Source organism: Cylindrospermum stagnale PCC 7417 (assembly GCF_000317535.1).
In the GTDB taxonomy this organism is placed as follows: domain Bacteria; phylum Cyanobacteriota; class Cyanobacteriia; order Cyanobacteriales; family Nostocaceae; genus Cylindrospermum; species Cylindrospermum stagnale.
Genome location: NC_019757.1, coordinates 4,117,246 through 4,142,596 on the forward strand (window position 1 = coordinate 4,117,246; position 25,351 = coordinate 4,142,596).

Consider the following 25,351-nt stretch of genomic DNA (forward strand, 5'->3'; position numbering starts at 1 on the left):
TTTCTGAGAGTACTAAATCATAGCCTAAATATCAGGTTATTGCAAGATTTGCCCCGATGCTGATCAATAAAAGGTAATGGGAAATCAAGCACGGACTCGTTCCCAATTGCCCGCCAATCCCACTTGTGGGGGAACCTAGCCCCCATCAGAGCATGTATTATTTAGGTCCGAGAAAGCGGGTAGCGAAATTTTGCGATCGCGTTGGAGACAGCGCCCGGGCCTTGAGAATTGCCGCCATCAAGAAGGCGTAAGATAACACCCCAACTACCACTAACAACAAGCCATTAATCGAGCCTGTAGCGTTCCATAAAGCGTGGAGTGCGGAGGCGCTCAGATAACCAACAGAGAGAATCTGCCAACTCATTAGGGGCTTGAGGACAGCCAACCCGACAAAATAACCTAGATACCCGCTGTAAGCCATGTGTCCGGCAACAGAGCCTAAAATTCGCGGAATCAGCAGTTGTAAACCCACCAGTTGTCCGGAATTTTGAGTGATAGCCGGCACATACTGTCCGAGGGTTTCCAACAGGGTGAAGCCTACAGCCGAAGCCGTCCCTAAAAGAATGCCATCTAGAGGTTCCCCAACGCCTATGCGTTCTTTCCACGGTGATGGTAAAGCGTTACCGATGACAAAAGCCCCTAGTACCGGCAATGCCTTGAGTAATTCCTCCATCAACCCAGCGCCAAAAAACATCCGTACCAGTAATTCTGTGAAGGTAATCGAATCCTGAGGTGAGGAGACGTTACCAGGGAGGATGCCGCGAAAGACAAAGATAAAAAAATCTAATATTGGACTAACCAAAATCAGCATTGTGCTCAATGCCACAGCCATGATTACCCACCAAGGCTTTTGCTTGCCGCAAAGTTGGTAAACAAAATAGTAGGCAGCAAAGGCGATGTAAGTCGCGACAATAACTTGATTCGCTTGGGGATGGCCTACCGTAGCAAACATCAGCACTACGAAGACTACTGTGAGTATTCCCGGTATCAGGTAAGCTTTGCGAGTTAAATCTTTACCAGTTGAAATAATGGGAAACAGTTGAGTGAAGCTAACCGAATCTTGCTTTAACTGCGTTTGGTAGTTCTTTGCAGACAGTAGCGCTGCGGTTGGGTTAGTCATCACCGTTGCTTGGGAGATGACTTCGTACTCGAAAACGAATTGCGGCCCATCAGCACCTAGAGAAATGTGATCGCCTAGGTGCAATTCTTGACACCCTTGCAAGCGTTGTCCATTTAAAAAAGTACCATTAGCACTATTCAAATCACAAAGTACCCAGCTAAATCTAGTATCTGGAGATAAAGAGAGGGGACGAATCACTGCATGACGACGAGATACCATCCGGTAGGTCAAGGCATCCAAGACAACTTGGCAGCTGGGGTCGCGTCCAATTACCACTTCTTTACTGGGGAGCAGCGAATAACGAGATTCTGAGTCGAAAGCTGCTCCAGTACCAGACACTAGCCGCAGAAATGCATTATGTCTTGCGTTTTTGCCTGTCATCGAGTTCTTAAAATACTTTGGCAGTAGACTTAACCTTAGCCACATCAACAGCAGCTTTGCTAAATACACTATAGCTTCACTTACTGCTAAGAAATGGAAAACTCCCAATTCAGAATTTAAACAAAATTTAAAATTGTCTCAGCTAATGTTGGTTAGCTTTTTGAAGAGAGGAAGAGAGGAAGTGCGTCATTAGTCTCGGTTGCTATGTGTATTAATCATGGTCTATAAATTATGTACTTCTGAGATTCTACTGCAAATTAAACCTACAACCATTGATGATCAAAAAATAGTAGTTTTTACAACATTTATTTGCCTAAAATAAAGATAAAGTAGCCCGTGGCTAGTAGTAAAAATAAACTGACCACGGACAACTGACAATTGATGGTTCTAAGATTTGTTGGAGTGAGCCAGCAAAAGCTGGCACTTATTTAACCGTGCTCGGCTCTAAATGCTCAATCTTAGTTCCCAGTACTTTGAGGAATTCTGCCAGCCAACGGGGATGAGCAGGCCAAGCTGGTGCTGTCACCAAGTTCCTCATCGACTGGAATATTTACGTAGACACCCCTGCACTATTTACATCATAACTACAAGCTGGGTAAGCAGTACACTTTTTACCTTGGAGAACATCAGCAGCCAACAATTGCAAACCGTGGCAAAAAGCAGCAATAGGTTGATTTGCTTGAGCAAAGTTGTGGGTAATTTATAGCACCCGTTGATTCAGCCGGAGATATTCTGGTGCCCGTTCTCCGGGAACGACTAAAGAATCATAAGTTTCGGCAAAATAAAATATGTAGTGATAAATTACACGTTGTTAAAAAGTATTTAGATCCACTTCTTTAACAACTGACAACTGATAACTAAAAAATTACAGTAAATTAAATTCCGCTATTGCTTTAGGAAAATTCCGGTTTTCATGTTCTGAACGGCTGAGTTTAATCAGGGCAAATCTTTGTAATGGTGTTAAAGTTGCCCACTGTTCAGTTGTGAGGGTGACACCTATTTCTTGCGCTTTCTCTTGGAGGCTATCTGGCAGATTTCTAGAGTCCATCCATGTAGGGTAAGGCTCAATGGGTAATTTTGCAGGTGTTGTACCTGTGCGTTCTAAAATTAGCTGCTGGAGATAGTTTTGGTAAGCTTGAATGTCTGTTTCTGTGTTGCAGGGTAATTCTAATAAAGCTTGGCGTTCATCTTGAGTCATTTGATTCCAATCAGACAATTTAAGCTTGATACCAGAGGTATCTAGTTTGTAGCGTACCTGCATGGGAATGCAACGTAGGGAATCAACAAAGTCTGCTTCAAATTCAAAGAAATCTGCCATAATAATTGATTCAGAACTTAAATTTAGATAATCTGTAATTCAAGAATACACTGATTCAACGACTATGATTGGAATTACTGGAACGAATTATCAAATAACTAATTGAGAGAGCAAGAATAGCAATTCCTAAACCAATGATATCAATGCCTGTTACCTTTTCTAGGTCTAAAATAATAATTTTTCTGGCGATGGCAATCAAAGAAGTAACAATCACTAATTCAACCTGAAAAACATGCTTTCTCAGATAAGCTGTGATGTTTTCTAAAATTTCTAAAGCAATTAAAATATTTAAAAATAAACCAAATATTTTAAATAAGGTAGAGTTGAATTTTCCGTAAGGTGCGGTAAATAACTCTTTAATTAGAAAGACTCCTAAATCGCCGATTGCTGCCAAAATTACCAGCACCATCAAAACAGATAGAATTTTAGAAACTATCACTTCTATGTTTTCGATGAAGTGCATAAAGTTTTCATCGCTGGTAGCTGCGATGATTCGCTTGAGTAATTTCTTCATTTGCCGCACCCATTTTCAAGTAAAAAGCCAAAACCCTATAGATCAAACTAAAGGATTTTAAAATAATACCTTACTGATGCGTTACGTATGAACCGTAATTTTTTAGGTTTTTTTCTGATCTTGTACAGCTAAAGCTAAGGGGATAAAAACTACTTTTAACTCAGGTCGTTGCTTTTTGGTAACGGTTAATAGCCAATAGTTGAGGTGTGATTGATGTTGTATTTGCCTAAGTTAAGAATCAGAAAAATCAATGATAACTATTGACTATAGATTATTGATTAAATTACCAACTTCTGATTGAGGGATCTACCTAGAAGCTTACCATTGGGAGGACTGGAGTTGATAGTTTTTGATTGTAACTTCTACAGAAACTGGTACTAGCTGAACGGCACAGGCTTTTAATTCTGGTTGCAGTGAATCGGGGCAGGATTCTGAATGGGTGAGGGTATTGGCTTCGGCATCGGTTGCCCACAGGGCGCCCCAATGCATGGGGACAAATACTGTACCTGGGGCGATCGCTTTTGTGACCTTTGCGGGAAACTTAGTTTTACCCCGACGCGATCGCACTTCCACCCAATCGCGATCATTAATTTTCAACGCCGCAGCATCACGGGGATGGATTTCGATAAATGGTTGGGGGTGCATTTGGCGAATTTTTTCAATGTGTCCGGTGCGTGTTTGGGTGTGCCAGTGTCCATAAAGTCGCCCAGTAGTTAAAACAAAAGGATAATCAGGATCGGGCGGTTCTGCCAACCCCCGCGAGTGGTATGCTGCAAACCGAGCGCGTCCATCAGGGGTATGAAAGCGTAAATCAGTGTAGAGACGTTTGGCGTTTGGCGTTTTCAGAGTCAGATTTTCTGCTTCTGATTCAAAACTCAAAAGTCCTGTTTCCGAATCGATAAATATTGGTTTTGCTTTTTTGATTGGGTGAGGCCATTGAGTCGGCCCTTGTGTTTGCAATTGCTCATGACTAACACCTGACATATCACAGGGGCGATCGCTAGTCAGTTTAACAAACTCAGCGTAAACCTCAGCCGAGTTAGCAAAAGCAAACTCTTTCACAAACCCTAATCGACGTCCAACTTCCGCAAAAATTTCCCAATCGGCCTTTGCTTCTCTTGGTGGTTCACGGAATGCAGAACACAAAGTCACCATCCGCTCAGAATTGGTCATCACGCCAGTTTTTTCACCCCATTGAGCAGCGGGTAACAAAACGTGAGCAAAAGCGGCTGTTTCTGTTGGGTAATAAGCATCTTGGTAGATGGTAAAAGGCGACTTTAACAACGCCTTCTTCGTCCGCTCCAAATCTGGCATACTTACCGCTGGATTAGTCGCAGCAATCCACAGCAACCCCACAGCGCCATCTTCCAAACCAGTAATCATGTCCCAAGCAGTCAAACCGGGATTGGGTGAAATTTGCCCCCGCTTCAATCCCCAAAAATCTTCAACTTCGGCGCGATGTTGGGCATTTTTGACTAAGCGATAACCGGGTAACAAGTGGGATAAACCCCCGGCTTCCCGTCCTCCCATCGCATTCGGCTGACCAGTGAGAGAGAAAGGCCCAGCACCTGGTTTACCAATTTGTCCGGTCATCAGATGCAGGTTAATGATGGTTCTCACCTTAGCCGTACCTTCTGAAGATTGATTCACACCCATTGACCACAGAGACAGCACCCGTCCAGATTTACCCCAATAGTGAGCGGCTGTTTCTAAATCTTCAATACTGATTCCACATCGATTTGCTACCACATCAGGAGAATAGTGGCGAATCACTTCCGCATAAGCAGAAAAATTGCTGGTGCAGTCCTCCATAAACGCAGGATCAATGTAGTTCCAGCGCATCAATAAATGAGCGATCCCATTCAACAAGTCAATATCTGTACCGGGACGAATAGCTAAATGCAAATCAGCCGCTTCTGCTGTGGGGGTGCGACGGGGATCAACCACAATCATTTTGACTTTGCGGTTCTTTTTGTGGTATTTCGCCAAGCGGTTAAAAACTATCGGGTGACATTCAGCCGTATTTGTGCCAATTAAAAAGGCACAGTCGGTTAATTCTAAGTCGTCGTAGCAGCAGGGAGGGCCATCAGCACCAAAGCTTTGAATGTACCCAGCTACAGCACTAGACATACATAAGCGCGAGTTAGCATCAAAGTTATTGCTACCTAAACACCCTTTCATCAGTTTCTGAGCCGTGTAATAGTCCTCAGTTTGAAACTGACCGGAACCATACATACATAAGGCTTCTGGCCCTTGGGTAAAGCGCACAGTTTGAATGCGCTGCGTGATCAGATTAAAGGCTTCATCCCAACTGACGCGGCGGAACTCTTGATCTAAAGAATCACGCACCATTGGATAATGTAGCCTGTTTTTGTCTAAAGATTCTGCGATCGTTGCACCTTTAACACACACCATTCCCTGGCTGGATGGATGCGCTTTGTCTCCCCGTACCCGCCAAGTTGGAGTTCCTTGACTATCTCGATTAGTCGCTTTGCCATGTTGTGCTGGTGGGGAAACTTCTAAACCGCAACCGACACCGCAGTAAGGACAGAGAGTTTTGGTAAATTCACTCATGGTAGATGCACCATTTTGGATTTGGGATTTTGATTTTGGCAACATCAGATGCAGCGAAATTTTGAAAATTTTCTGTGTTGCATAGCAATCTGGAATTAATGTATTTAAAAGAATTTCATTAAATTGAATTTTGCTAGAGGGTTAATAAAGGAGATCCCCCCAACCCCCCTTAAAAAGGGGGGCTTTTTATTTCCCCAACCCTCTTTGGAAAGGGGGGCTTTTTATGCCTCCAACTTCCCTTATAAAGGGGGAATTTTTATCGTTTTTTAACCGGAAGGGGATAGCCACAGGTGGGGGGATTTGATTTGTGTCTGCTAGATTTTCTCAGAGTTGATTAATCTTCTACTAGAAAAGCAGATTGTTGGGTTTCTGGTTCTAGTGATTCATTTTCATCGGTAGCAAAAGAACCTTGTGGTTCTTTAAGGAAGAAGGCACACATAAAAGCGCAAACCAAAGCTGTTAAACCCATTGTGGAAAACAGTGTTGCTGCGTCAGTTAGGCTAAAAATTGTTAGATAAACCACACCGCCAAAATTACCGTAAGCGCCGACATTCCCGGCAATTTGTCCGGTGGCTTCTTTTTTAATCAGGGGTACAATTCCGTAAGTTGCACCGCAGCCAGCTTGGGCAAAGTAGGCGGCAAACATTGTGGCGGCGATGGCTAAAGGAATGGGCCAACTGCTATTAATAAAGTGTGTCATCAAATAGCCGACACCAATACCGGCAGAGACAATGGTCATTGTCCATTTGCGAGAACCGAATTTATCAGAAATTAAGCCACCACTGGGGCGAGAAACTAAGTTTAAAAATGGATAGGTTGCTGCAATCATTCCTGCTACCACATGCTCTAGACCAAAGGTTTTTTCAAAAAATGCGGGTAGCATGGAAACGGCTGCAAGTTCAGAGCCAAAATTAGTGATGTAAGTGAATTCGAGAATAGCTACTTGACCAAACTGATAACGTTGTGCTGGTGCGTAGGTTCTCTTACCAATTAGCAGTTCTCGGTTTACTTCATAAGCTTTGTAGGTTTGGTAAGCAAATAATCCTGCTAAACCCAACCAAGCTAGATACATTTGGCTGAGAGTGAGGAAGTGAATATTTTTTTGTTCTAATCGCCAAGCTAATAAACCCAGGGCGAAAATTAAGCCAAAATTGGAGATAATCATGGCCCAGAAGCTTTTAACGCTGGTTACTTCTAAAGAGCCATTTTTCTTGGGTTTTTTGTAGACTTTGCCTTTGGGTGTATCTTGGACGCTGTTGTAATAAATTACGCCGTAAATTGCCGAAATTATGCCTGTGAGTGCGATCGCTAATCGCCAGTTAGAACCACCACCACCTAAAAAACCAGTAGCAATGGCAAGTATCGGTAGGGCAAACTCTGCCCCAAAGGCGCCAAAATTACCCCAACCGCCATAAATACCTTGAGCAATTCCCATCTCTTTCGGGGGGAACCATTCTGCCACCATGCGGATACCAACGACAAACCCAGATCCCACAATACCCATCAATAAGCGACTGATGACTAATTGATTAAAGTCTTGTGATAGCGCTGTAGCTAAACAAGGAACAGCGGCAAACATCAGCAAGATTGAGTAGGTAATTTTGGGGCCAAAACGATCCAGCAGCATCCCAATAATTAACCGCGCCGGGATTGTTAGCGCCAGATTACAGATAGCTAAGGTTTTAATTTGTTCAGGTGCTAACTGTAATTCCTTACCAATTGTTGTCGCAAAGGGAGCAAAGTTAAACCAACAGACAAAGGTGAGAAAAAAGGCAAACCAAGTCTGATGTAAGATGCGATAGCGTCCCTTTAATGAAAATAATCCTTTCAGCATTTAACTTTCCTCACAAAAAAATACATAGAAAAATCCGGTGGCTATCGAGCAAAGGCTCTAGCCAAATATTTGAGAACTATTGAGTAGGTGTAAAAGTGGTTTTACTTCATCCGTTAGATGAATAATTCTTCAAAGCGAATTTGCTGTTTAACTTCCAGGCTGCTGAGATATTCAATTGGCTGTGAAGGGTCAAATTTTTTCCCATCAAATAGTTTAATTGACCCATTCATTCGGGTATGGGAACAACCTATTTCCCGTGCAGCTTGCTCAAAGATATCTGAACGACAGACTCTTTTAATTACTTCTACCCAGTTTTTTGGGAACGCCACCAAACCCCAACGGGCTAGTTGGGTTAATATCCACAGCATTTCGTCACGGTGGGGATAGTTGGCTTGATGGTGATAAAACTGATTGTATGCAGTTAGCAACTGGGGTTCTTTGCCATCACCGCGCGGGTAAAGGTCGATAAAGCCAGGACGAGTATAGGTAGGATCGGTACCCAGATAACGAGGATGGCAAATTAGTTGGAGAATTTCTTCTCGGTTGCGGAGATCGTCGCAGTATTCCCCAGCTGCTAAGAGTGCTTTCACCAAGGCTAAGTGAGTTTGCGGATATTTCTCTGCCCAATCTTCCCTGACTCCTAAGACTTTTTCGGGATGTCCAGACCAAATTTCTGGGGTAGTGGCGATCGCAAAACCTAAATCTTCATGAACAGCGCGAGAGTTCCACGGTTCACCAACACAGTAGCCGTCAATATTCATGGCTTTAAGAGAGGCAAGCATCTGTGGTGGTGGAATGACTACTAAACTGATATCTTTGTCAGGATTAATCCCACCCGCAGCCAGCCAGTAGCGTAAAAGCAAGTTGTGCATTGATGCCGGATGCACAATTCCCAAGGAGAGATTTTTGCCTAAATAAGTATTGAGTGCAAAATACAAGTCAGCTAAGTTTCTCACCCCAGCATCAAATAATCTTTTGCTGAAGGTAATGGCATTACCATTGCGGGAGAGCGTTAGGGCAGTCACTATTGGCACTGGAGTTTTGCCACCCGCACCCAAAGTTAAGTACAAGGGCATACCAGCAACCATTTGGGCAGCATCTAGCCTACCACTAGCTACACCTTTGGCGATTTCTTTCCAGCAAGGTTCCCAACTAAGGTTAACTTCTAAGCCGTACTCAGCAAAAAAACCTTTTTCTTTGGCAATGATCAAAGGTGTAGCATCCGTCAGGGCAATAAAGCCAATTTCCAAATTAACTTTTTCTAAACAGTTGCCGGACGAGATTTTGACGGATGCCCTTGTTTGTTTTTGGCTCTTTTTGGCTAGTTTTTGCTGGAAGGGGAAGTAAATCATAGGAAGACTCGGTAAGCGGGAAACTTAGTCACGAAGAGCGCTCAGAGGCAAAATTTAACTGGAAATCAAGGCTTCTTGCTTCAGTTTGGCGCCAAAGTGTTCAATCAATAATTCCCGCAATATTGGCTGCAAGTCTTCACAGGCAACGCCTTTAGTCACACAAGTTCCTAAATGAGCATCTTTACCGACTTTGCCACCCATATAGATGTCTACCCCTTCTAAGGTTTTGCCATTTTTGCGAATTTTCGTACCCATCAAGCCGATTTCGGCTACTTGGGGCTGTCCGCAGGAGTTGGGGCAACCTGTCCAATGAATTCGCACGGGATGAGTGAGGATTAACTCGGCTTCTAAGGCGGCAACGATGGCCAGGGCGCGGTTTTTGGTTTCGATGAGGGCGAAGTTGCAAAATTGTGCGCCGGTGCAGGAAACTAGCGATCGCGCCAAGTTACCTGGATTAACTGAAAACCTCTCCAGCAAAGGTTCTGTTAAAAGTGTTGTCAACCGCGATCCGGGGATATTGGGGATGATCACATTTTGCTCAATTGTCAGGCGAATTTCTCCACTGCCGTAAACCTGGGCCAGACGGGCGATTTCAAACATATCTCCGGCATACAACCGACCGACGGGAATGTGTAAGCCTACGTAGTTCAGTCCCGGTTGTTTTTGTGCATATATCCCAATATGGTCGCGTTTTTCCCAGTCGATTTCATCTTTGGCCGCTGCGGGTAACAATGATTTACCCAAACGCTTTTCTACTTCGGCGCGGAATTTTTCTATCCCCCATTCGTCAATTAGCCACATCAGGCGGGCTTTTTGGCGATTGGCGCGTAAGCCGTGGTCGCGATAAACGAACAAAATGGCTCTGCATAAAGCAACCACCTCTTCGGGGGACACCCAAACATTTAAGGGAATCGCCGCTTCACAGCGTTTGGCTGAGAAAAAACCACCTACCAAGACGTTAAAGCCAAATATTGGAGATTGGAAGGATTCTTCCTTAAAGGCGGGGACAAACGCTAAATCGTTAATTTCGGCATGAACTGAATTATCTCTGCCCCCGGCGATCGCAATATTAAACTTGCGCGGCAGGTTGGTAAACTCTGCGTTACCAACGCCAGAGTTGGTGATCATGTCCTGAATTTGCTGCACCAACTCTCGTGTGTCATACAACTCATCAGCATCCAACCCCGCTACAGCGTCACCCGTGATGTTGCGGACGTTATCCATCCCTGACTGGACTGTGGTTAAACCAACGGCGCTAAATCTCTGAAATATATCCGGTAAGTCTTCAATTCTGATGCCCCGCAATTGGATATTTTGTCTTGTGGTAATATCAGCGCTGCCGTCTTCACCGTAGCGTTGTAGCACTTCTGCTAAAACTAGCATCTGATTGCTGGTAAGAATACCGTTGGGCAGCCGTAGCCGCATCATAAACTTACCTGGGGTAACTGGGCGAAAAAACACACCTACCCATTTGAGTCGATGGTCACGGTCTGTTTCGTCCATTGCTTCCCAGCCAAGAGAGGCAAGTTTCTCTATCTCCCCTTTAATCAGGAGTCCATCTTTTTCTGCTTTGAGTTTCTCAAACTTGTTAAGTCCGGCTGTTGTGGTAGTTGCTGTGTCTGTCATACGCTGACTCTCATTGTCAATTGCTAATTTGAGAAAATCTCTTTCTATGTGGTTGCAGATTATTTCAGTTAATTTGTCAAGCTGGTTTTAGTAATGTTTATGTAACATTTTTCATACTTTTGACTTTAAGGTGGCATTCTAAAAGAAATCGTATAAATAGTTACGAAATTTAAATGAATTTGCTGAAATAGGATGATTAATATGCGTTTTCTGCATCATAACTAAGTAATAAGTGAAATAAAGCACTTGATGAATAGCGATCGCTACACAGTTGAACTTCTAGGGCTTAGGCGATAATGCATATTAGTTAAAATTTAGACAGGATGGCAGCAGCTATGAAACGTCGTGATTTCTTCAATTGGGTAGGTTTGGGTTTGTTAGCGAGTTCTCTACCCGTAGCTTTTGCCGCCTGTTCTTCCCAGGAAACTACAGAAGCGGCTCCCGCATCTAAAACTTGGCAAAAGGTTGGGACGACAGCAGATTTAGATAAGACTGGACAATTACTGGTAACTAAATCGCCGGTGGGGCCTGTTTTGGTAATCGGTACTTCAAAAGCCAAAAATCTGATTGCTGTTAACCCAACTTGCACTCATAAAGGTTGCACATTGGCATGGAAGGCTAAAGACAAAAAGTTAGTCTGTCCCTGTCATCAGGCAGAATTTGGCACTGATGGTGAGGTCAAAAAAGGCCCAGCCCAAAACCCGCTGAAAACTTACGTTGCTAAAATTGAGGGTAAATCAGTTCTAGTCAAGCCAGCCTAGTGCAATTCGGCAGGAGGAATAATTTTGTTTCATTAGCTTTTGAGCTTTTTTAAACTGGATAATTATTTCTGCCACACTGCACCAGTTAAAATTTAAAATTTAAAATTCAAGCAGGGCATGGTGAAGAATCTCAACCAGCTTTTGGAACAAGTAGAGGCAGCATACAATGCAGCTGATTGGTCATTGACAATTCAATATCTGCAACAGTTGATTTCAGAAAAAGACTCTCAACACCCAGAAATCGAGAAAAATAGAGAATATTTGCTGAAATTAACGCTGTCAATTTTGGAAATGGGGAATTTTCAGCAACGCTGGGATATTGCCCATGTGTTGGGTTGGTTGGGAAATATTGCCATCCCCTCACTGATTGACATCTTAGAAGATGAAGATGCAGAGGAAGAATTACGCTGGTATGCGGTGAGACATTTGGGGAAATCTCAGCACCCAGATGCGATCGCGTCTTTGGTGCAATTAATCAAAACCAATCAAAACGACGAACTCAAGCTGATGGCCGCAGTAGCCCTAGGACGAATGGGGAATATAGCGCTTGCTCCAGTCTGCCAACTCCTAGAACATGAAGATACGCGGCTTTTGGCTGTTCTTGCACTCTCCTACAATCGACGCACAGAAACTATCACACCGTTGTTGAGTGTAGTTGATGATCCACAAGCAGAAATCCGCACCGCCGCAATTGAAGCCCTCAGCAGCTTTCACGATCGCCGTGTGCCACCAGTGCTGTTAACCGCTGTCGATGATGTAGCTGCCACAGTTAGGCGTGTAGCAGTGAGTGGTTTAGGTTTTCGCCCTGATTTACGAGAAGCATTAGATCTAGTAGGGAGATTGCAACCAAGGCTGTATGACGCCGAGCTTCTGGTTCGTAGTACTGCCGTACTATCCATGTACCGAATGGGTTGTGATCAAGCTGCCAAAGAGTTATTCTTATTACTCACATCACCTCACACACCAATCAGCCTACAACTAGAAATCATCCGCGCTCTTAGCTGGCTAGGGACTAATTCTAGTTTGGAATATCTCCAACAAGCGCTCTTGCAGAGTTCATCACAGACACTATGGCAAGAAATTGTTACAGTTTTAGGACGAGTGCGACAGCCGCAGTTAACGACAATAGCAGCAGAAATTTTATTGGATATGCTGCAAGCCTTGCATCCTGCTACTGAAATTGCCGCTTTTAAATGTGCGATCGCACTTTCTTTAGGGCAGTTAGGCAAGATGCAGGCGATTGAGCCACTAATTTTGCTGCTAGCCGATACAGATTCATCAGTGAGATTACACGCGATCGCCGCCTTGAAAAATTTGGCTCCAGAGGTTGCCCATCAACGATTGCAGCAATTAGCCAATAGCCCAATACAACCAGATTTACAACAAGGAATTGCGATCGCTTTAGCCGAATGGTAAATGGGGATATACCAATATTTTTGAAATTAGCACGACTGAAATCAAGCAGATTCATCATGCTTTTGATATGAAGTTGCATAGAATAAGATATGAAAAAGAATTAACCGCAGATAAACGCAGATAAACGCAGATAAAGATGGATAATTAAATTGATTTCATCATTCTGTGCAGCCTCACATAAAAGCAGTTGTTGATAGTCCTACTGTATTACTGATGGAGCGAGGTAGTGAAGGATTTTTTGTTATCAATAAAGGTGAGAATAAATTTAATGTGCCAGTAATTGATTTGACCCTTACTAATTTGGAAGGATGTTATAGAGAACTCCGCAATAATTTTACTGTTGCTGTTGAGCGTCGCAATGACAGGAAAAAATTTATAACTCGTTGGGAAACCTGGAATAGAGGTGGTATGGAAGTTCACAGGCGTGAAGCACTCTACTTTATTCGAGAACCTTTTAATCAATGTCAAGCAGGCTAAACGAGTAGTGTAGAGAGAAATAGCGATCGCCGCTCCTCCTAAACCTATTGTGGCTTCATCAATAGTGACCTTTTTTGAATTTTGAATTTTAAATTGGAGCGAAGCGACTTGACGACAACAATCCGCATCCCGCTGTCGTTCTGCTGTTGCAATTTTATTTAAAGATTATCAACAAATCAAATTTATCCGCCAGTGTTGAACAATTCAAAAATCAAAAATCAAAAATAAATCCCCTCCGACAGATTTTATCCAGCATTCTGGAAATTGTGAATTGTGAATTTTGAATTCCCCAAAGGTCTATTGCCAATTCCCCACCAAGACAAAGGGGGCCCAGAAGTAGGGATTCTGAAAATTTTGGTTTTGCAACAGCAATAGTTGAGCGTTGCGGAGGGCTTCAGCTTTGCTAATTGTGGACTTGGCAAGTTGCCGATAAAACTCAGCAATTAGGACAGATGTAGATTCGTCATCGACTTGCCAGAGGCTTCCCACCGTGCTACGTGCGCCCGAACGAATGGCGATGCCAGCCAAGCCCAAAGCTGCCCGATCATCCCCAGAAGCTGTTTCACAGGCACTAAGAACTAGCAGTTCAATCGGTGAATTTTTCTCCTCATTGCGAGAACGCAGTAATTGATCCAATTCTTTAACATTGACCCGCTGATCCCAAGTCAAAATAAAAGTCTCTGCGGCATTTGAGCTAAATTGACCGTGAGTTGCTAAGTGAAGAATCGGGAAAGAGGATGTTTTGATTTGTTTTTTTAATTCCGGAACGATAAACTGCTGATTCACAAGTGTATTGCTGGGAATTTCGGCGGAAATTTGTTGGATTTCTCTTGCAACTCCCGGCAAAGCTGAAAAACCCTGACGTGCTTCTGTGAGGCCAGCAGTTAAGGCTTTTAATTTTACTTGGGTTAAAGGTCGAGGTTCGAGGAGTTGAAGTCCGGGAGTAAGTGCAATGTTGTATTTTTGGAGTAAATATTGTTGACCATCATGCAGAGTTGCCATTGGTAGACTCCGCAAGGAGCCATCCAGAACAAAGACCAAGGTTTTGATGTTATTGGCGGTCAAATCTTTCTCAGCAGGACGAATTAGCCAGTTGTAGAGTTTTTGGGCTGATGATAATTGCTCTTGAGTGAAAGCAGTCCGTCTCAGGGAAATCAGTGCCTGCCTGAGGGTAGTTTGCAGTTCCCCTTGGGGTTTATCAGTAGTGTATTTGCGTAGGGGTTGTCCTGGGATAGACAGGATTACTTCCAGGCGATCGCTTAAAATAATTGGGTAAATAACAGCAGCAGTGGGATCGACTTCATCAATCAGTTTAGGTTGAGCATCTGCACAAGCATCACGGAAAAAGTTGTCTAGTTCAGCCAATTGCAAAGACTCGATGGTTTGACGAGCTTGCTTGAGTTTAGCTTGACTTGGAGCTTCCTCTTGCAGCAGTAACCCGACTAACTCTCGATAGATAGGTTCCACACTTTCCCGGAAGGAAAATTGTACTTCCGGGTTGACTGTCACCAAATCACCCCGCAGAGCAGCAAGGATCTTTACAGATTCAGTATATGGTGCGATCGCCTCGAAGGTATTTCCCTGTAGTTTTTGGATGCGTCCCAGTTGCCAAAGTAATTGGTAGGCAATATCAGGATACTCAAAAGTTGGTGCTATACTTAGACCCTGGTTTGTCAAGGCTGCGGCTTTTGTCCATTGTTGTTGGAGTTCGGATAACCTACCTTGAGCGAGCAAGACATAGGCCCTGGCGCGTGCATCCCCCAAACGATTCGCCCCCTGATGAGTGCGACTGAGGATTTGCTCGCTCTCAGAAAATAATCTAGTATCAGCAGAGTGTGTTGCCAGTTTGATCAAACTCTGAGCTAGGTTAATTTGGGCATAAAGTCCAGCTCGATTAGCCGCAAACTGGCTGACTTGAGGTTGGAGATTTCGCCACAGTGTTTCTGCCTCTGTCCAGTTTGCTTGATCTACCAATAGGCTCAGGTGGTTGAGGAGAGCTTGAAGTCGAGTATCTGCGTGGGTTGCCAGTTGGGCAGATTGGGTATAAGCTTCCAGGGCCGAAAGCTCAAACTGCTGGCGTTGCTGACTATTTATTGCCGGTTGGTTGGCAAAGGCCCGTGCCGTATTGCCCAGATTCAAGTAAACGGCAGCCTGCTCTTGGGGTATACCTAATTGTTGCGCTGCCTGCAACCCAACTAATAATACCTGCTGTGACTGATTCGATTGCCCCAAAACTCGCAAAATGTGACCTAAAGCATTGACTGCTCGGACATTTTGTCCGGAAACTGATTGGTTTTTCAAGCTTGACAACCCTGCTGGGGAAAGTTCGCAGGTTGACGCGTCTAAATTCAAGGCGGCTAATAAAGTTTCGCAAGCTCTGGGGTATAGTCCCAACCCTTGCAAAGCCTGACTTTGGTTAATCTGAGCTTGCAGGAGTTGGTCTTTGGCTCCGACGAGCTGCTGGTAGAGTTTGATTACCTCTGTCCCTGTGTCGATGGCATCTTGAAGCCGTCCTCGTTCTAGTTGCAAATGTGCTTGAATATCTAGAGTTTGAGCTAAAATTCGCTGTTGTGTAGAAGTTGGGGATTGCGATCGCAGCAGCGCCAGGCTATCTCTGATATTTTGTTCGGCTTGTTCCCACTGTGTCAATTGTCCTAGGGTTGCTGCCAAATTACTCAAAGCCATGCCTTGATTTAGGCTCGCGCCCTGAGACTCAAATCCAGCTGCTGCCTGTTGCAACAAAGGCACAGCTTCTTCCCAGCGTCCGGCATCATAAAGCGTCCGGGCTTGCTGGATTATTGCCTCTGGTTGCGGCACCTGAGCAACAACGGGAGAAAGGCCAATCATCAATAACAATGAGCAGAAAAATAACCAAATGGATTTAAGGAGCGATCGCCTAAATTTCATTATTTATCTTTCCTTAGTGGGGCGCACAAACTGATATTGGTTGCCAAAAGCGTTGTCCCTTTTGACCTATGGGTTCATCAGCCAAAAGCGTCACCTCTCCCAAGCTATTCATCATCCAACCTCTAGCGGGAATAACTTGATCATTAGAGGAAAGGGTCGGAAGATTATTCTTGCTGCCGCTGCTGCCCTGCTGCCCTGCTGCCCCTTCCACCCAAGCGAACTGAGCAGAGGTGTTACCTAGAGCCTCGTTAGGACTAGGCGGTACACCCCCCCGCCCAGCGATAGTAAACTCGTTGCCTGCCCCTCGATTACAAAGATTGGCAGCAATTAACGTGGTAGGGTCAACTACATTTTGTGGCAATTCCACTAACCCTTGAGCCGGGTTCACCCCAGAGGTGCTAAAAATTACTGTCCCTTGTAAAGCAGGCCCGGAAGTTTGGGAAATGGCAGCGATGTCGCTAGTGGGTAACAGAGAGGTGGGACTTACAAGTAATTCAGCAAGTTGGGCATCTGTCAACCCTAGACGGTCTCTGACCTGCTCACGACTAATGGCAGTAAAACCAAATATATTAGGTACGTTGACAATCACACGTCCACCCCTAGCGGTGCGAGCGTTGGCTGTGATGTCGCTGTTTTCTTGGGGGAATGCCAGCAGAATATTGCTATTCAAGGTGATGTTGCCACCATCAGAAGTACCCGCATCGGTTGAAATTCGGCTACCGCGCCGTAACAGGATGGATTGCGCTTGGAGGTTAATATTCGCCCCTGCGCCCGATACAGTTGTCCCCTGAATAATGCTGTTATTGTCAAGGGATATCTCATCCGCGACAACTTTGATGATGCCCGCGTTCCCCGCTCCTAAACTGCCGACACTGACTGTTCCTCCCTCTTTGAGAGTCAACTTTGGGGTGGTAATACTTAAGTTGCCCGCCCGGCCTGTGGGGGGTGAAAGCTGAAACGCAAGTGCAAACAAATTATCACCAGAGCCTGTGGCGATGCCGGAAGCAGACAAATTATCGTTGCTGCCGATTATTTCTACCGATTCTGCCGCATTGACAACGATGTTTCCCCCCCGTCCTGTATCTAAAGTCGAGGCTCCTATTGCGGCTCGATCTTTGATCATCAATCGCTTGGTGTTAATCCTCACATCGCCACCGTCGCCACTGCCAATAGCCCCTGAAACCACAAAACTCTGGGCAGTACGAATGTCTGAGGGGTTGTTACTTGTAGCCATGCCTGCTATTTTCACGGAATCGGAGGCATTGATGATCACATTTCCACCGCGACTAGCAGAAGAAAACAGCCGATTTCCAGATGTCAATCCACTCGTGGAACTGATCGATGCCCCTCCTTCTACAAGCAGAGTGCGAGTATTAATGTCTATGTTTCCCACATCTCCCGTGCCGCGAACGCTGTTAGTCGATAGTCCAGTGGAGAAAGCGCTAAATTCTGGAGTTGCGGTTAATACTACCGAGTCCGTGGCTCTGACAATTAAATCTCCTCCTTTACCCTGACCCGAAATTGCGGTGGTGACGAATGCTCCATTTCGGATCATCAGCTGATTCGTATCAATTTCTATAGTGCCGCCATTTCCCTGAGCAGCACTTCCAGCGGAAAAGCCAGAGCTAATTAGCTCTACGGATTCAGATGCTTTAATAGCAATGTTTCCCCCAGTCCCGTCCCTATATGTTGGGCTGGCAATCAGCATCCCATCTCGGAGGGTTAGTTGTCGGGTGTTGATGGTGACATTTCCTCCTTTCCCTGCCCCAACAGTGCTGGTATATATGCCACTATCACGGGGGAAAGGGTTAACTATTCCAGCCAAAGGTTCTTCCAACCCAATCCTGAGAAATGTGGCAAATCCTATTCCTCTTAAATTTATGGAGTCAGTGGCGTTGATATTGACACTTCCCGCTGCACCTGTTCCTGATGTGCCACTTTCGATAAAGGCTTGATCTAAAAGGTTAAATTGTGTTGCTTGGATATTGATGTCATGACCGTCAATAGTTCCGGTAGTATCGGAGATCAGGTGGGCGCGATCGCGCAATGTCACATTACCACCCTTGAGGGAAATTGACCCACTACCTAAACCACTGGCGTTAACTGAGGTTGTCCCAGATAATTCAATATTTCCGAAATTCTGAATGCCTGTATAGTCTAAAGTCAATCCGATGGGAGTTAAACCGAAGCTGACAAAACCCGGACTCGCTACACTGCCCAGCAAGATGTTGCCTTGAAAAGCGGTAACATTGCCACTGTTTAAGTTCAAATCCCCTCCCACCAGTGCTAGAGTCTGACCAAAGGGGACTTCTAAGCCTACGGCTGTTAATGTTGATGGGGAAATATTAGGAACAATGCGACTAAATTGGGATTGATTAACGATGCTGCCTGGATGCTCACGAAACTGTAACCCAATGGGAATATTCACAGCCAAAAGGGGCGGTGCTTGAGGATTGGTGGCGCTAAAGAGAAAGCCGTTATCAAATACCACGCTATCGGCTGTGGAAGCTAGAAATGATCCACCCACATCTAATTGAGCGTTGGGGCCAAAGATAATTCCTTTGGGGTTGAGTAAAAATAGGTTAGCGTTGCCCAAGACTCCGAGTGTGCCAAGAATGTTGGAGGTTTTGCCCCCTGTGACGCGGGTGAAGATATTAGTGATGTTGGTAGGGTTGGTAAAATAGGCTCCCTGCCCTTCACCGACATTAAATTCTTGGAAACTGTGGAAAAGATGAGAACCGCGAATTGCGCCACCTTCTATGCGATCAATGGCTTTACCATTAACAGTGTCAGCGACGGTGAGTGAATTTTCTCCTCCTAACTTGTCATCGGGTATGATTTGAGCCTGGGCAGTGAAAGGCATCAGTAAAACATAAACAGTAAGCAATAAAACCGAACGTTTATTTTTCATAAGAACTCGCGGTATGCGGGAAACTCAGTCACGAAGAGTGCTGAGAGGGAAGCAACACGAGCGATTTTAATCGCCGTGGTCTTCTCCATATTATCCGTGGTGTGGGTCTTCAATATATCGTCTAACCGCTTCACTACTTACATTACCTGCTGTACTGACAAAGTAGCTGCTAGTCCAAAGAGATGGCAGTTTTTTTAATTGTGGGAATTCCTTTCTTAGATAAAAACTTGAGCGCCCCTTAAACGCCTTAATGACTTTTCAGGAAACCGAAGAATCTTACACTTCAAAAGCGTCTTTCTTAGATGGAGACTCCCTACCTATTTACGGTCAAAAACCGGAAGGGTGGAAAGCATCAGGTAAGCGCATTGAGCGTGGATTGTATCGGTCAGCTAATGGGTCAGTTGTAAATGCTGATTTGAACGGCGCTGCAAATATTCTCAGAAAAGTAGCCAGCAATCTAAGCATAGACTTAGGCTTACTGGGTAGACGGTCTTTGACGACCGTAGCGAGAGTTAGACTTTGGGTTTTGCCTAAAGTTGCTCTGTCCGCAGAATCTCAGTGGCTTCAGCCCTGAGAGTGTCAATGGTTGTTTTTCTCATCGTCAGATCCCCTATCAAATCCCCGACTTCTTCAAGAAGTCGGGGATTTGATGAATAATTTCTGTAACTAGAAAAGAAAATAATTCATCGTGAAGTAAAGCCCTTGTTCCTGCAAGGTTTTATTGCCTGCTTTCACGTCAATCAAGGGAATGCCATAGTCTAGACGGGCATTGAAGCGATCGCCCATTCGCCACACTAACCCTAAACCTGCACCTAGCAATTTATTCGAGCCGGGATTGGGCTTTTCTCCAGAATAATTCCAGCCGACCCCAAAATCAATAAAGGGGGCGAGTTGTAAAACGCCTTTGGCTTCAGGTACGCGGAGAATCGGGAAGCGTACTTCTGCCGAGGCGATCGCACCGCTATCAGTTAGCATCACATCCTGGCCATAGCCGCGCACGCTTAAAGCACCACCAAGTCCAATCTGTTCTTGAGACAGCAACGAATCTGTGGACATTTGAATGTCGGAACGCAGAATCAACAAAGTTTCTGGCGCTAGTAGTCGCACATATTGCCCTTGTCCCCGCCAGGCAAAAAAGCGACTGTCTGGACTATTGCTATTGACAGTAGCACCGAAGAAATCTGTACCTAAAGAGAATTGCGATCGCGCGGCAAAAACTTGGTGAGGACTGCGTTGGATATATTCTTGAAAAAAGCGCAAGGCCGAAACACGAGTTTCACCCTGATCATTTGCACCTGGTGCTAGGGGAAATCTCTCATTTAACAGTGAGGTTTCGCTCTCAAGGCGTGAAAAAGTCAGCCCTAAAGCCAATTCTCGATTAGGCTTTTGCACAATGGGTTGACGATAAGTTAGTTGATATGTGCGTGATTTCCCCTCAATATCCAGGCTATTGAAAGGTTGTTCAATCACATTAGTACTGCTAACACCTGCCGCAAAGCGGATTGTGCCGTTTTGGGGATTGATCGGCAGAGTATAACTAGCATCTAACTCATTACTACCATCAGTGTTGGCGTAATATACCTCCAATCCGTCACCCAAACCCAGCAAGTTAGCCTGATTAATCCGAATACCACGCCGGAAACTGCCAACGCTGGGAGAACGGTTGTTATCTGTGAATAGATTAACGTTGAAGGTATCTGCCTCTGTGACTTGCACTTTTAGGCGACTTTGTTGGGGACGGCTACCGGCTTGGAGTTCGGCGGAGATATTGGCAATCAGGGGGTCTAGTTGCAGCAGTTGTAAGGCGAATAGCAAGCGATCGCGGTTGAGGGGTTTTTTGGTGGCGATTTCTAGGCGCGATCGCACATAGTTAGGGTTAAGGCGACGAGTTCCTACTATCTGAATTTCTGACAATTCCCCTTCAATTATCTGAATTTTGACCACTCCTCCCTCTCGGAGAAAGGTTTGGTTCGCGGAAATCACCGCACCCGAATTGACATATCCCTCAGCTACATATTTCTGCGTTATGGCTGTCTCTGCCTCTATCAGTTCCGCGAAGGTGATTTCTCTACCGATCAATGCTTTGGTAACTTCTGCCAGAAGGCGATCGCTAAAAGCCGTGTTTCCCTCAAATTCAAAGCGTTCAACGCGAATTGTCCCCGGAATTTGCGTTTGGACTTCCTTGGGGGGAGGAGTTGGTGCCGCCGGTGGGAGGGGCGGTGCTTGGGGCTGTTGTGGGCTTTCAGGTGTTAATTCAGGTTGTTTAGGGAGAATTGGGTTAGGTATTTGACCCAGATACAAGTCTTGATATCTAAGGTTTACGGCTGGGTTTGAAGACTTGGGATCATTCACTCCCAAGTCAAAATTTTGGGTAGATTTCCAGATAGCTATATTTGATGAAGCAAAGAGAGGAGATTTCCCTAGATCTTTTTTCCCCAACTTCTCATTTATGCTGATCTTTGGGTGATTCGACTGCCTCTCCCCACCACTATCGGCAGATTCTAATTCTTGAGAATTTAATGTATAAATAATATTCTCTGCTGTTACTGCTTTAACTGGTTTCCCCAATAGTAGGAGCGGAAAAACTCCAGCCAGCGAAAATAGCACCCTTACTCGATAAGTCATATATATCAAATACAAATAATAGAAATTACTTGACATACTCCCCACACCTAAAGGTGTGGGGATTCTGGGGTCAAACAGCAATTGCTAGCGTAGCTAGTCTAACATCACCTAACCCAATAGTTGATGCCCCAAAGACGTTGCATACCCTTGAGGTTTAAGGTTTCAAAGCATAAAACATCAAAGGTATCTGTTAACTTCTGAGCTAGTTTCCAAAACCAATCACGTCTCAACTAAACCTGAAAAAGTACATTCCACAAGCTTTTGAGTTGAATCTCACTGGTTAGTGGTTTTTGCCGCGCTGCACTATTCCCGATTTCGAGGCAAATCTTTACCAAAATAGCGCTTGTAACAAACTCCACTAAATTGGAGACCGAAAACCGTTAACTTAGTGCAAGCTATAAATGTAATTCAGGCTACATCAAAATGCGGCTAGAGCAGTTGCAAGCCTTTTTGGCGATCGCCCAAACTGGCAGTTTTCAAAATGCAGCGAGACAATGTGGTGTTACCCAATCGACCATCAGTCGCCAAATTCAGGCATTGGAGGCAGATTTGGGAGTAGAACTATTTCACAGAACAAGTCATGCCAAACTGACTCTGGGAGGTGAAAGGTTACTCCCCCGTGTCCGCAAAATTTGCACTGAATGGGAGAGTGCAACACAGGAATTAGCAGATTTAATCGCCGGTAAGCAGCCAGAACTTTGTATTGCAGCCATTCACTCGGTTTGTGGCTCTTATTTACCCCCAGTGTTACAAAAATTTTGTCATGATTATCCAGACGTCCAATTGCGGGTAACATCATTGGGAAGCGATCGCGCCCTCAAAGTCCTCAAAGATGGATTAGTAGATCTAGCAATCGTGATGAATAATCGGTTTTTAACCACCGGCAGAGAAATGGTGGTAGAAGTTCTCTATGATGAACCGATATTCGTCTTAAGTGCAGCCAATCATCCACTAGCCCAATATGAAAGCATCCCTTGGTCAGAACTAATTCGTTATCCGCAAGTAGTCTTTAAAGATGGTTACGGAATGCAACGCTTAATTCAAGAAAGATTTGAGCGCATGGACGCTGTACTCCAAGCAGCTTTAGAACTAAATACCCTAGATGCCTTTCGGGGAGTGGTACGTCAAGGAGAATTGATAGCTTTGCTACCCCAATCTGCATTAGTAGAAGCAAGGTGTGACCCCAGCTTGGCAATTCGTCCCCTAGCCAGCAATAGCAATTTACCAGACAGTTCTAGTTTGACTCGTCGGGTAGTAATGGTAACAACTCAAGACCGTCTCCAGATTCCCCCTATCAAACACTTTTGGCAACTAGTGCAAGAAAATATCCCCCTGCAACTTGAAAAACAGCGATCGGTTTCTTAAGTTGATCATTGGTCAACAGTCCAAACATTGACCCTAAACTAGTGACCAATGACCAATGACCAATGACCAATGACTAATGACTAATTATGAGCAATGTATTTAGGGAATTTATCCAGAAAGTAGGCAGTGGAAACCATACAGCAGAAAATTTAACCCGTGCTGAAGCGGCCACAGCTACCAAAATGATGCTGCTGGGTGAAGCGACACCAGCCCAAATCGGGGCGTTTTTGATTGCCCACCGCATTAAACGTCCCACAGGGGAAGAGTTAGCGGGAATGTTAGATGCATACAACGAACTGGGGCCAAAACTGCAACCGATCGCTGCTTCGCAACGGGTGATAGTTTTAGGTATTCCTTATGATGGCAGAACACGCACCGCACCAATTAGCCAGATTACAGCTTTACTGCTAGCCGCTGCTGGACAACCAGTGGTGATGCATGGTGGCGATCGCTTGCCGACAAAGTATGGATTACCCCTAATTGAGATTTGGCAAGGGTTAGGGGTAGATTGGACTGCTTTAACATTAGCCAAAACTCAGCAAGTATTTGAGCAAACAAAAATCGGCTTTGTTTATCCACCAAAGCATTTTCCCTTAACTAACACGCTTTGGGAGTACCGCGATCAACTAGGCAAGCGTCCACCATTGGCAACAATGGAGCTAATTTGGTGTCCTTATGCTGGGGATGCTCAGATGATTGCCGGCTTCGTCCACCCGCCGACAGAAGCGATGTTTCAGGTAGCTTTGGAGCTGCATAAAGTCACAAAATTCACCTTTGTCAAGGGATTGGAAGGTAGTTGCGACTTACCACGCGATCGCACCGCGATCATTGGCTTATCTTCAGCAGCGATGTCCCAGGAGTTAGAACGCTTACATTTAGTCCCCCGTGAATATGGCTTTACAACCAAGAACGTACCCCTTGGCAGTACTCAAGAACTATTAGACCTCTTGCCGGATGTATTAGCTGGTAAATCAACAGAATTGATGCAAACAGCCTTGTGGAATGGCGGGTTTTACCTCTGGCAGAGTGGCATTTCTCCAGATATGCGCGGGGGTATAGCCAAAGCCGCAGAATTATTCTCTAGTGGTGCGGTAGCGGCTAAACTCCAAGAACTCAGCTTATACGTAAATTTGGTTTCAACCAGCATCCAAATTTAACTAGTCTTTGATAATCTCTTTTTTATGGAATTATCAAATGGTAAAATAAATTAGGCAAATTTATGTGCCTGGGGTGTTTAACATCAAACTTCAATAGTTTTAAATTATTTAACAGGTAATATCAGACCTTCATGAGCTAGCAATGCTTTGGGAAAGACTGACTTAACCTCAGCTTGAACATGGTCAAGAAAATCATCATGATCATCCGGGTGGTGGTGAGAAATAACTAACCTTTTCACGCCAGCGCTTTGTGCCAAATCCACCGCAGTTTGCCAGAGTAAATCAGCCGATTCGTGGTTATGAGCTGTCGGGGGAGTGTAGGTGGCGTTGGCAATAAACAAATCAGCGTCTTGAATCATCTGTAAAATCTGCGATCGCTCCCCTTGCTCAACACGATTGTACAAATCAGTGATGTAGGCAACACTATAGTCCTGCCAAGATACGCGATAGCCAACTGACCGCTGATTTTGATTAACTAATGCCGTTGTAATCGTCACATCATCTAGCCCCACCGCATTGCCCGCAGTCAAATTGTAGAACTTCAATTCAGACTGCATCACCTGTAAAGGGTAAGGAAAGTGTGGCTGGAGCATTTGATCGCACAAGCATTGTTTAATTGAAGCACCATTCGATGCCGCAGTGCCATAAATGTGGAAGCGATTTTCCGCCATAAATGCGGGAGCAAAAAACGGAAACCCTTGGATGCGATTTGATTGGCAGTTGGTAAAAAACAGATGGGCTTCTATTGGTTTTTGTGCTTGCTGCCAAGTTTTACCCAGAATGCGTAAGCCAGTGCCCCCGTCAAAAATCAAGCGTTTCCCGGCTACATCCATTTCTACACAAGCAGTATTCCCACCATAGCGGCTGGTGTTGTTGCTTGGGGTGGGAATCAAACCACGGACACCCCAAAATTGCACGATAAATTCCCCAATTGGGCTACTTGGCAGGGGCGTTAGCTTCTCAGTTACGTAGCTTTGGGAACCCGACGACAGCTCAAAATTTGACATTTTCCT

At 44.8% G+C, this 25,351-nt stretch carries 15 protein-coding genes and 5 pseudogenes; 6 read left to right on the forward strand and 14 right to left on the reverse strand.

Annotated features, from left to right (window positions below; translation table 11 throughout):
- Positions 1-157: 157 nt before the first annotated feature.
- From CYLST_RS17195 to CYLST_RS17230, 8 genes and pseudogenes are all read right to left on the reverse strand, one after another.
- Positions 158-1,501 carry a PrsW family glutamic-type intramembrane protease gene (locus CYLST_RS17195; RefSeq protein WP_015208997.1) on the reverse strand — a complete coding sequence of 448 codons (1,344 nt, stop codon included), beginning with the start codon at positions 1,499-1,501 and terminating at the stop codon, positions 158-160.
- A gap of 424 nt (positions 1,502-1,925) precedes the next feature.
- Positions 1,926-2,279: pseudogene (locus CYLST_RS33455) on the reverse strand (DJ-1/PfpI family protein); the annotation flags it as partial.
- An 87-nt stretch (positions 2,280-2,366) separates the two neighbouring features.
- Positions 2,367-2,819, reverse strand: coding sequence for a nitrate reductase associated protein (locus CYLST_RS17205; RefSeq protein ID WP_015208998.1), 453 nt, complete (start codon positions 2,817-2,819; stop codon positions 2,367-2,369).
- Positions 2,820-2,874: 55 nt separating this feature from the next.
- Complete coding sequence (locus CYLST_RS17210) at positions 2,875-3,333, reverse strand: phosphate-starvation-inducible PsiE family protein (protein ID WP_015208999.1); 459 nt, start codon at positions 3,331-3,333, stop codon at positions 2,875-2,877.
- A gap of 318 nt (positions 3,334-3,651) precedes the next feature.
- On the reverse strand, positions 3,652-5,907 hold the full coding sequence (locus CYLST_RS17215) for a molybdopterin oxidoreductase family protein (RefSeq protein WP_041233704.1): 2,256 nt from the start codon (positions 5,905-5,907) through the stop codon (positions 3,652-3,654).
- 334 nt (positions 5,908-6,241) lie between these two features.
- Complete coding sequence (locus tag CYLST_RS17220; RefSeq protein ID WP_015209001.1) at positions 6,242-7,741, reverse strand: NarK family nitrate/nitrite MFS transporter; 1,500 nt, start codon at positions 7,739-7,741, stop codon at positions 6,242-6,244.
- 113 nt (positions 7,742-7,854) lie between these two features.
- A pseudogene (locus CYLST_RS17225) lies at positions 7,855-9,093 on the reverse strand (CmpA/NrtA family ABC transporter substrate-binding protein); the annotation flags it as partial.
- A gap of 54 nt (positions 9,094-9,147) precedes the next feature.
- Complete coding sequence (locus CYLST_RS17230) at positions 9,148-10,719, reverse strand: ferredoxin--nitrite reductase (RefSeq protein WP_015209003.1); 1,572 nt, start codon at positions 10,717-10,719, stop codon at positions 9,148-9,150.
- A gap of 335 nt (positions 10,720-11,054) precedes the next feature.
- Between CYLST_RS17230 and CYLST_RS17235 the strand changes: the two genes are divergently transcribed.
- The 3 genes from CYLST_RS17235 (at position 11,055) to CYLST_RS17245 (ending at position 13,373) form a co-directional block, all read left to right on the forward strand.
- Positions 11,055-11,480 (forward strand): QcrA and Rieske domain-containing protein, encoded by a 426-nt coding sequence (locus tag CYLST_RS17235; protein WP_015209004.1) that lies wholly within the window; start codon positions 11,055-11,057, stop codon positions 11,478-11,480.
- A 117-nt stretch (positions 11,481-11,597) separates the two neighbouring features.
- Positions 11,598-12,896 carry a HEAT repeat domain-containing protein gene (locus tag CYLST_RS17240; protein WP_015209005.1) on the forward strand — a complete coding sequence of 433 codons (1,299 nt, stop codon included), beginning with the start codon at positions 11,598-11,600 and terminating at the stop codon, positions 12,894-12,896.
- Positions 12,897-13,061: 165 nt separating this feature from the next.
- On the forward strand, positions 13,062-13,373 hold the full coding sequence (locus CYLST_RS17245) for a hypothetical protein (RefSeq protein ID WP_041233145.1): 312 nt from the start codon (positions 13,062-13,064) through the stop codon (positions 13,371-13,373).
- Between the two features lie 297 nt (positions 13,374-13,670).
- Here the strand turns inward: CYLST_RS17245 and CYLST_RS17250 are convergent, their stop codons facing one another.
- The 3 genes and pseudogenes from CYLST_RS17250 to CYLST_RS33460 all read right to left on the reverse strand — a co-directional run.
- Positions 13,671-16,220, reverse strand: coding sequence for a CHAT domain-containing protein (locus CYLST_RS17250; protein ID WP_245587394.1), 2,550 nt, complete (start codon positions 16,218-16,220; stop codon positions 13,671-13,673).
- Between the two features lie 73 nt (positions 16,221-16,293).
- Positions 16,294-19,191: a two-partner secretion domain-containing protein gene (locus CYLST_RS17255; protein ID WP_015209007.1), complete on the reverse strand. Its 2,898-nt coding sequence runs from the start codon at positions 19,189-19,191 to the stop codon at positions 16,294-16,296.
- A 90-nt stretch (positions 19,192-19,281) separates the two neighbouring features.
- Positions 19,282-19,446, reverse strand: a pseudogene (locus CYLST_RS33460) (transposase); the annotation flags it as partial.
- 1 nt (position 19,447) lies between these two features.
- Here CYLST_RS33460 and CYLST_RS17265 point away from each other — a divergent pair.
- Positions 19,448-19,765 (forward strand): annotated as a pseudogene (locus CYLST_RS17265) (RNA-guided endonuclease TnpB family protein); the annotation flags it as partial.
- Between the two features lie 92 nt (positions 19,766-19,857).
- Here CYLST_RS17265 and CYLST_RS17270 read toward each other — a convergent pair.
- Both CYLST_RS17270 and CYLST_RS35995 read right to left on the reverse strand, forming a co-directional pair.
- Positions 19,858-21,816, reverse strand: a complete 1,959-nt coding sequence (locus CYLST_RS17270) for a ShlB/FhaC/HecB family hemolysin secretion/activation protein (protein ID WP_015209008.1) — start codon at positions 21,814-21,816, stop codon at positions 19,858-19,860.
- Positions 21,817-21,941: 125 nt separating this feature from the next.
- Positions 21,942-22,043, reverse strand: a pseudogene (locus tag CYLST_RS35995) (RNA-guided endonuclease InsQ/TnpB family protein); the annotation flags it as partial.
- 196 nt (positions 22,044-22,239) lie between these two features.
- Here CYLST_RS35995 and CYLST_RS17275 point away from each other — a divergent pair.
- Complete coding sequence (locus CYLST_RS17275; protein WP_015209009.1) at positions 22,240-23,181, forward strand: LysR family transcriptional regulator; 942 nt, start codon at positions 22,240-22,242, stop codon at positions 23,179-23,181.
- A gap of 86 nt (positions 23,182-23,267) precedes the next feature.
- Complete coding sequence (locus CYLST_RS17280) at positions 23,268-24,338, forward strand: anthranilate phosphoribosyltransferase family protein (RefSeq protein ID WP_015209010.1); 1,071 nt, start codon at positions 23,268-23,270, stop codon at positions 24,336-24,338.
- A gap of 104 nt (positions 24,339-24,442) precedes the next feature.
- On the opposite strand, the gene CYLST_RS17285 is transcribed toward CYLST_RS17280, so the two are convergent.
- Positions 24,443-25,345, reverse strand: a complete 903-nt coding sequence (locus CYLST_RS17285; RefSeq protein ID WP_015209011.1) for an MBL fold metallo-hydrolase — start codon at positions 25,343-25,345, stop codon at positions 24,443-24,445.
- Between the last annotated feature and the right edge of the window lie 6 nt (positions 25,346-25,351).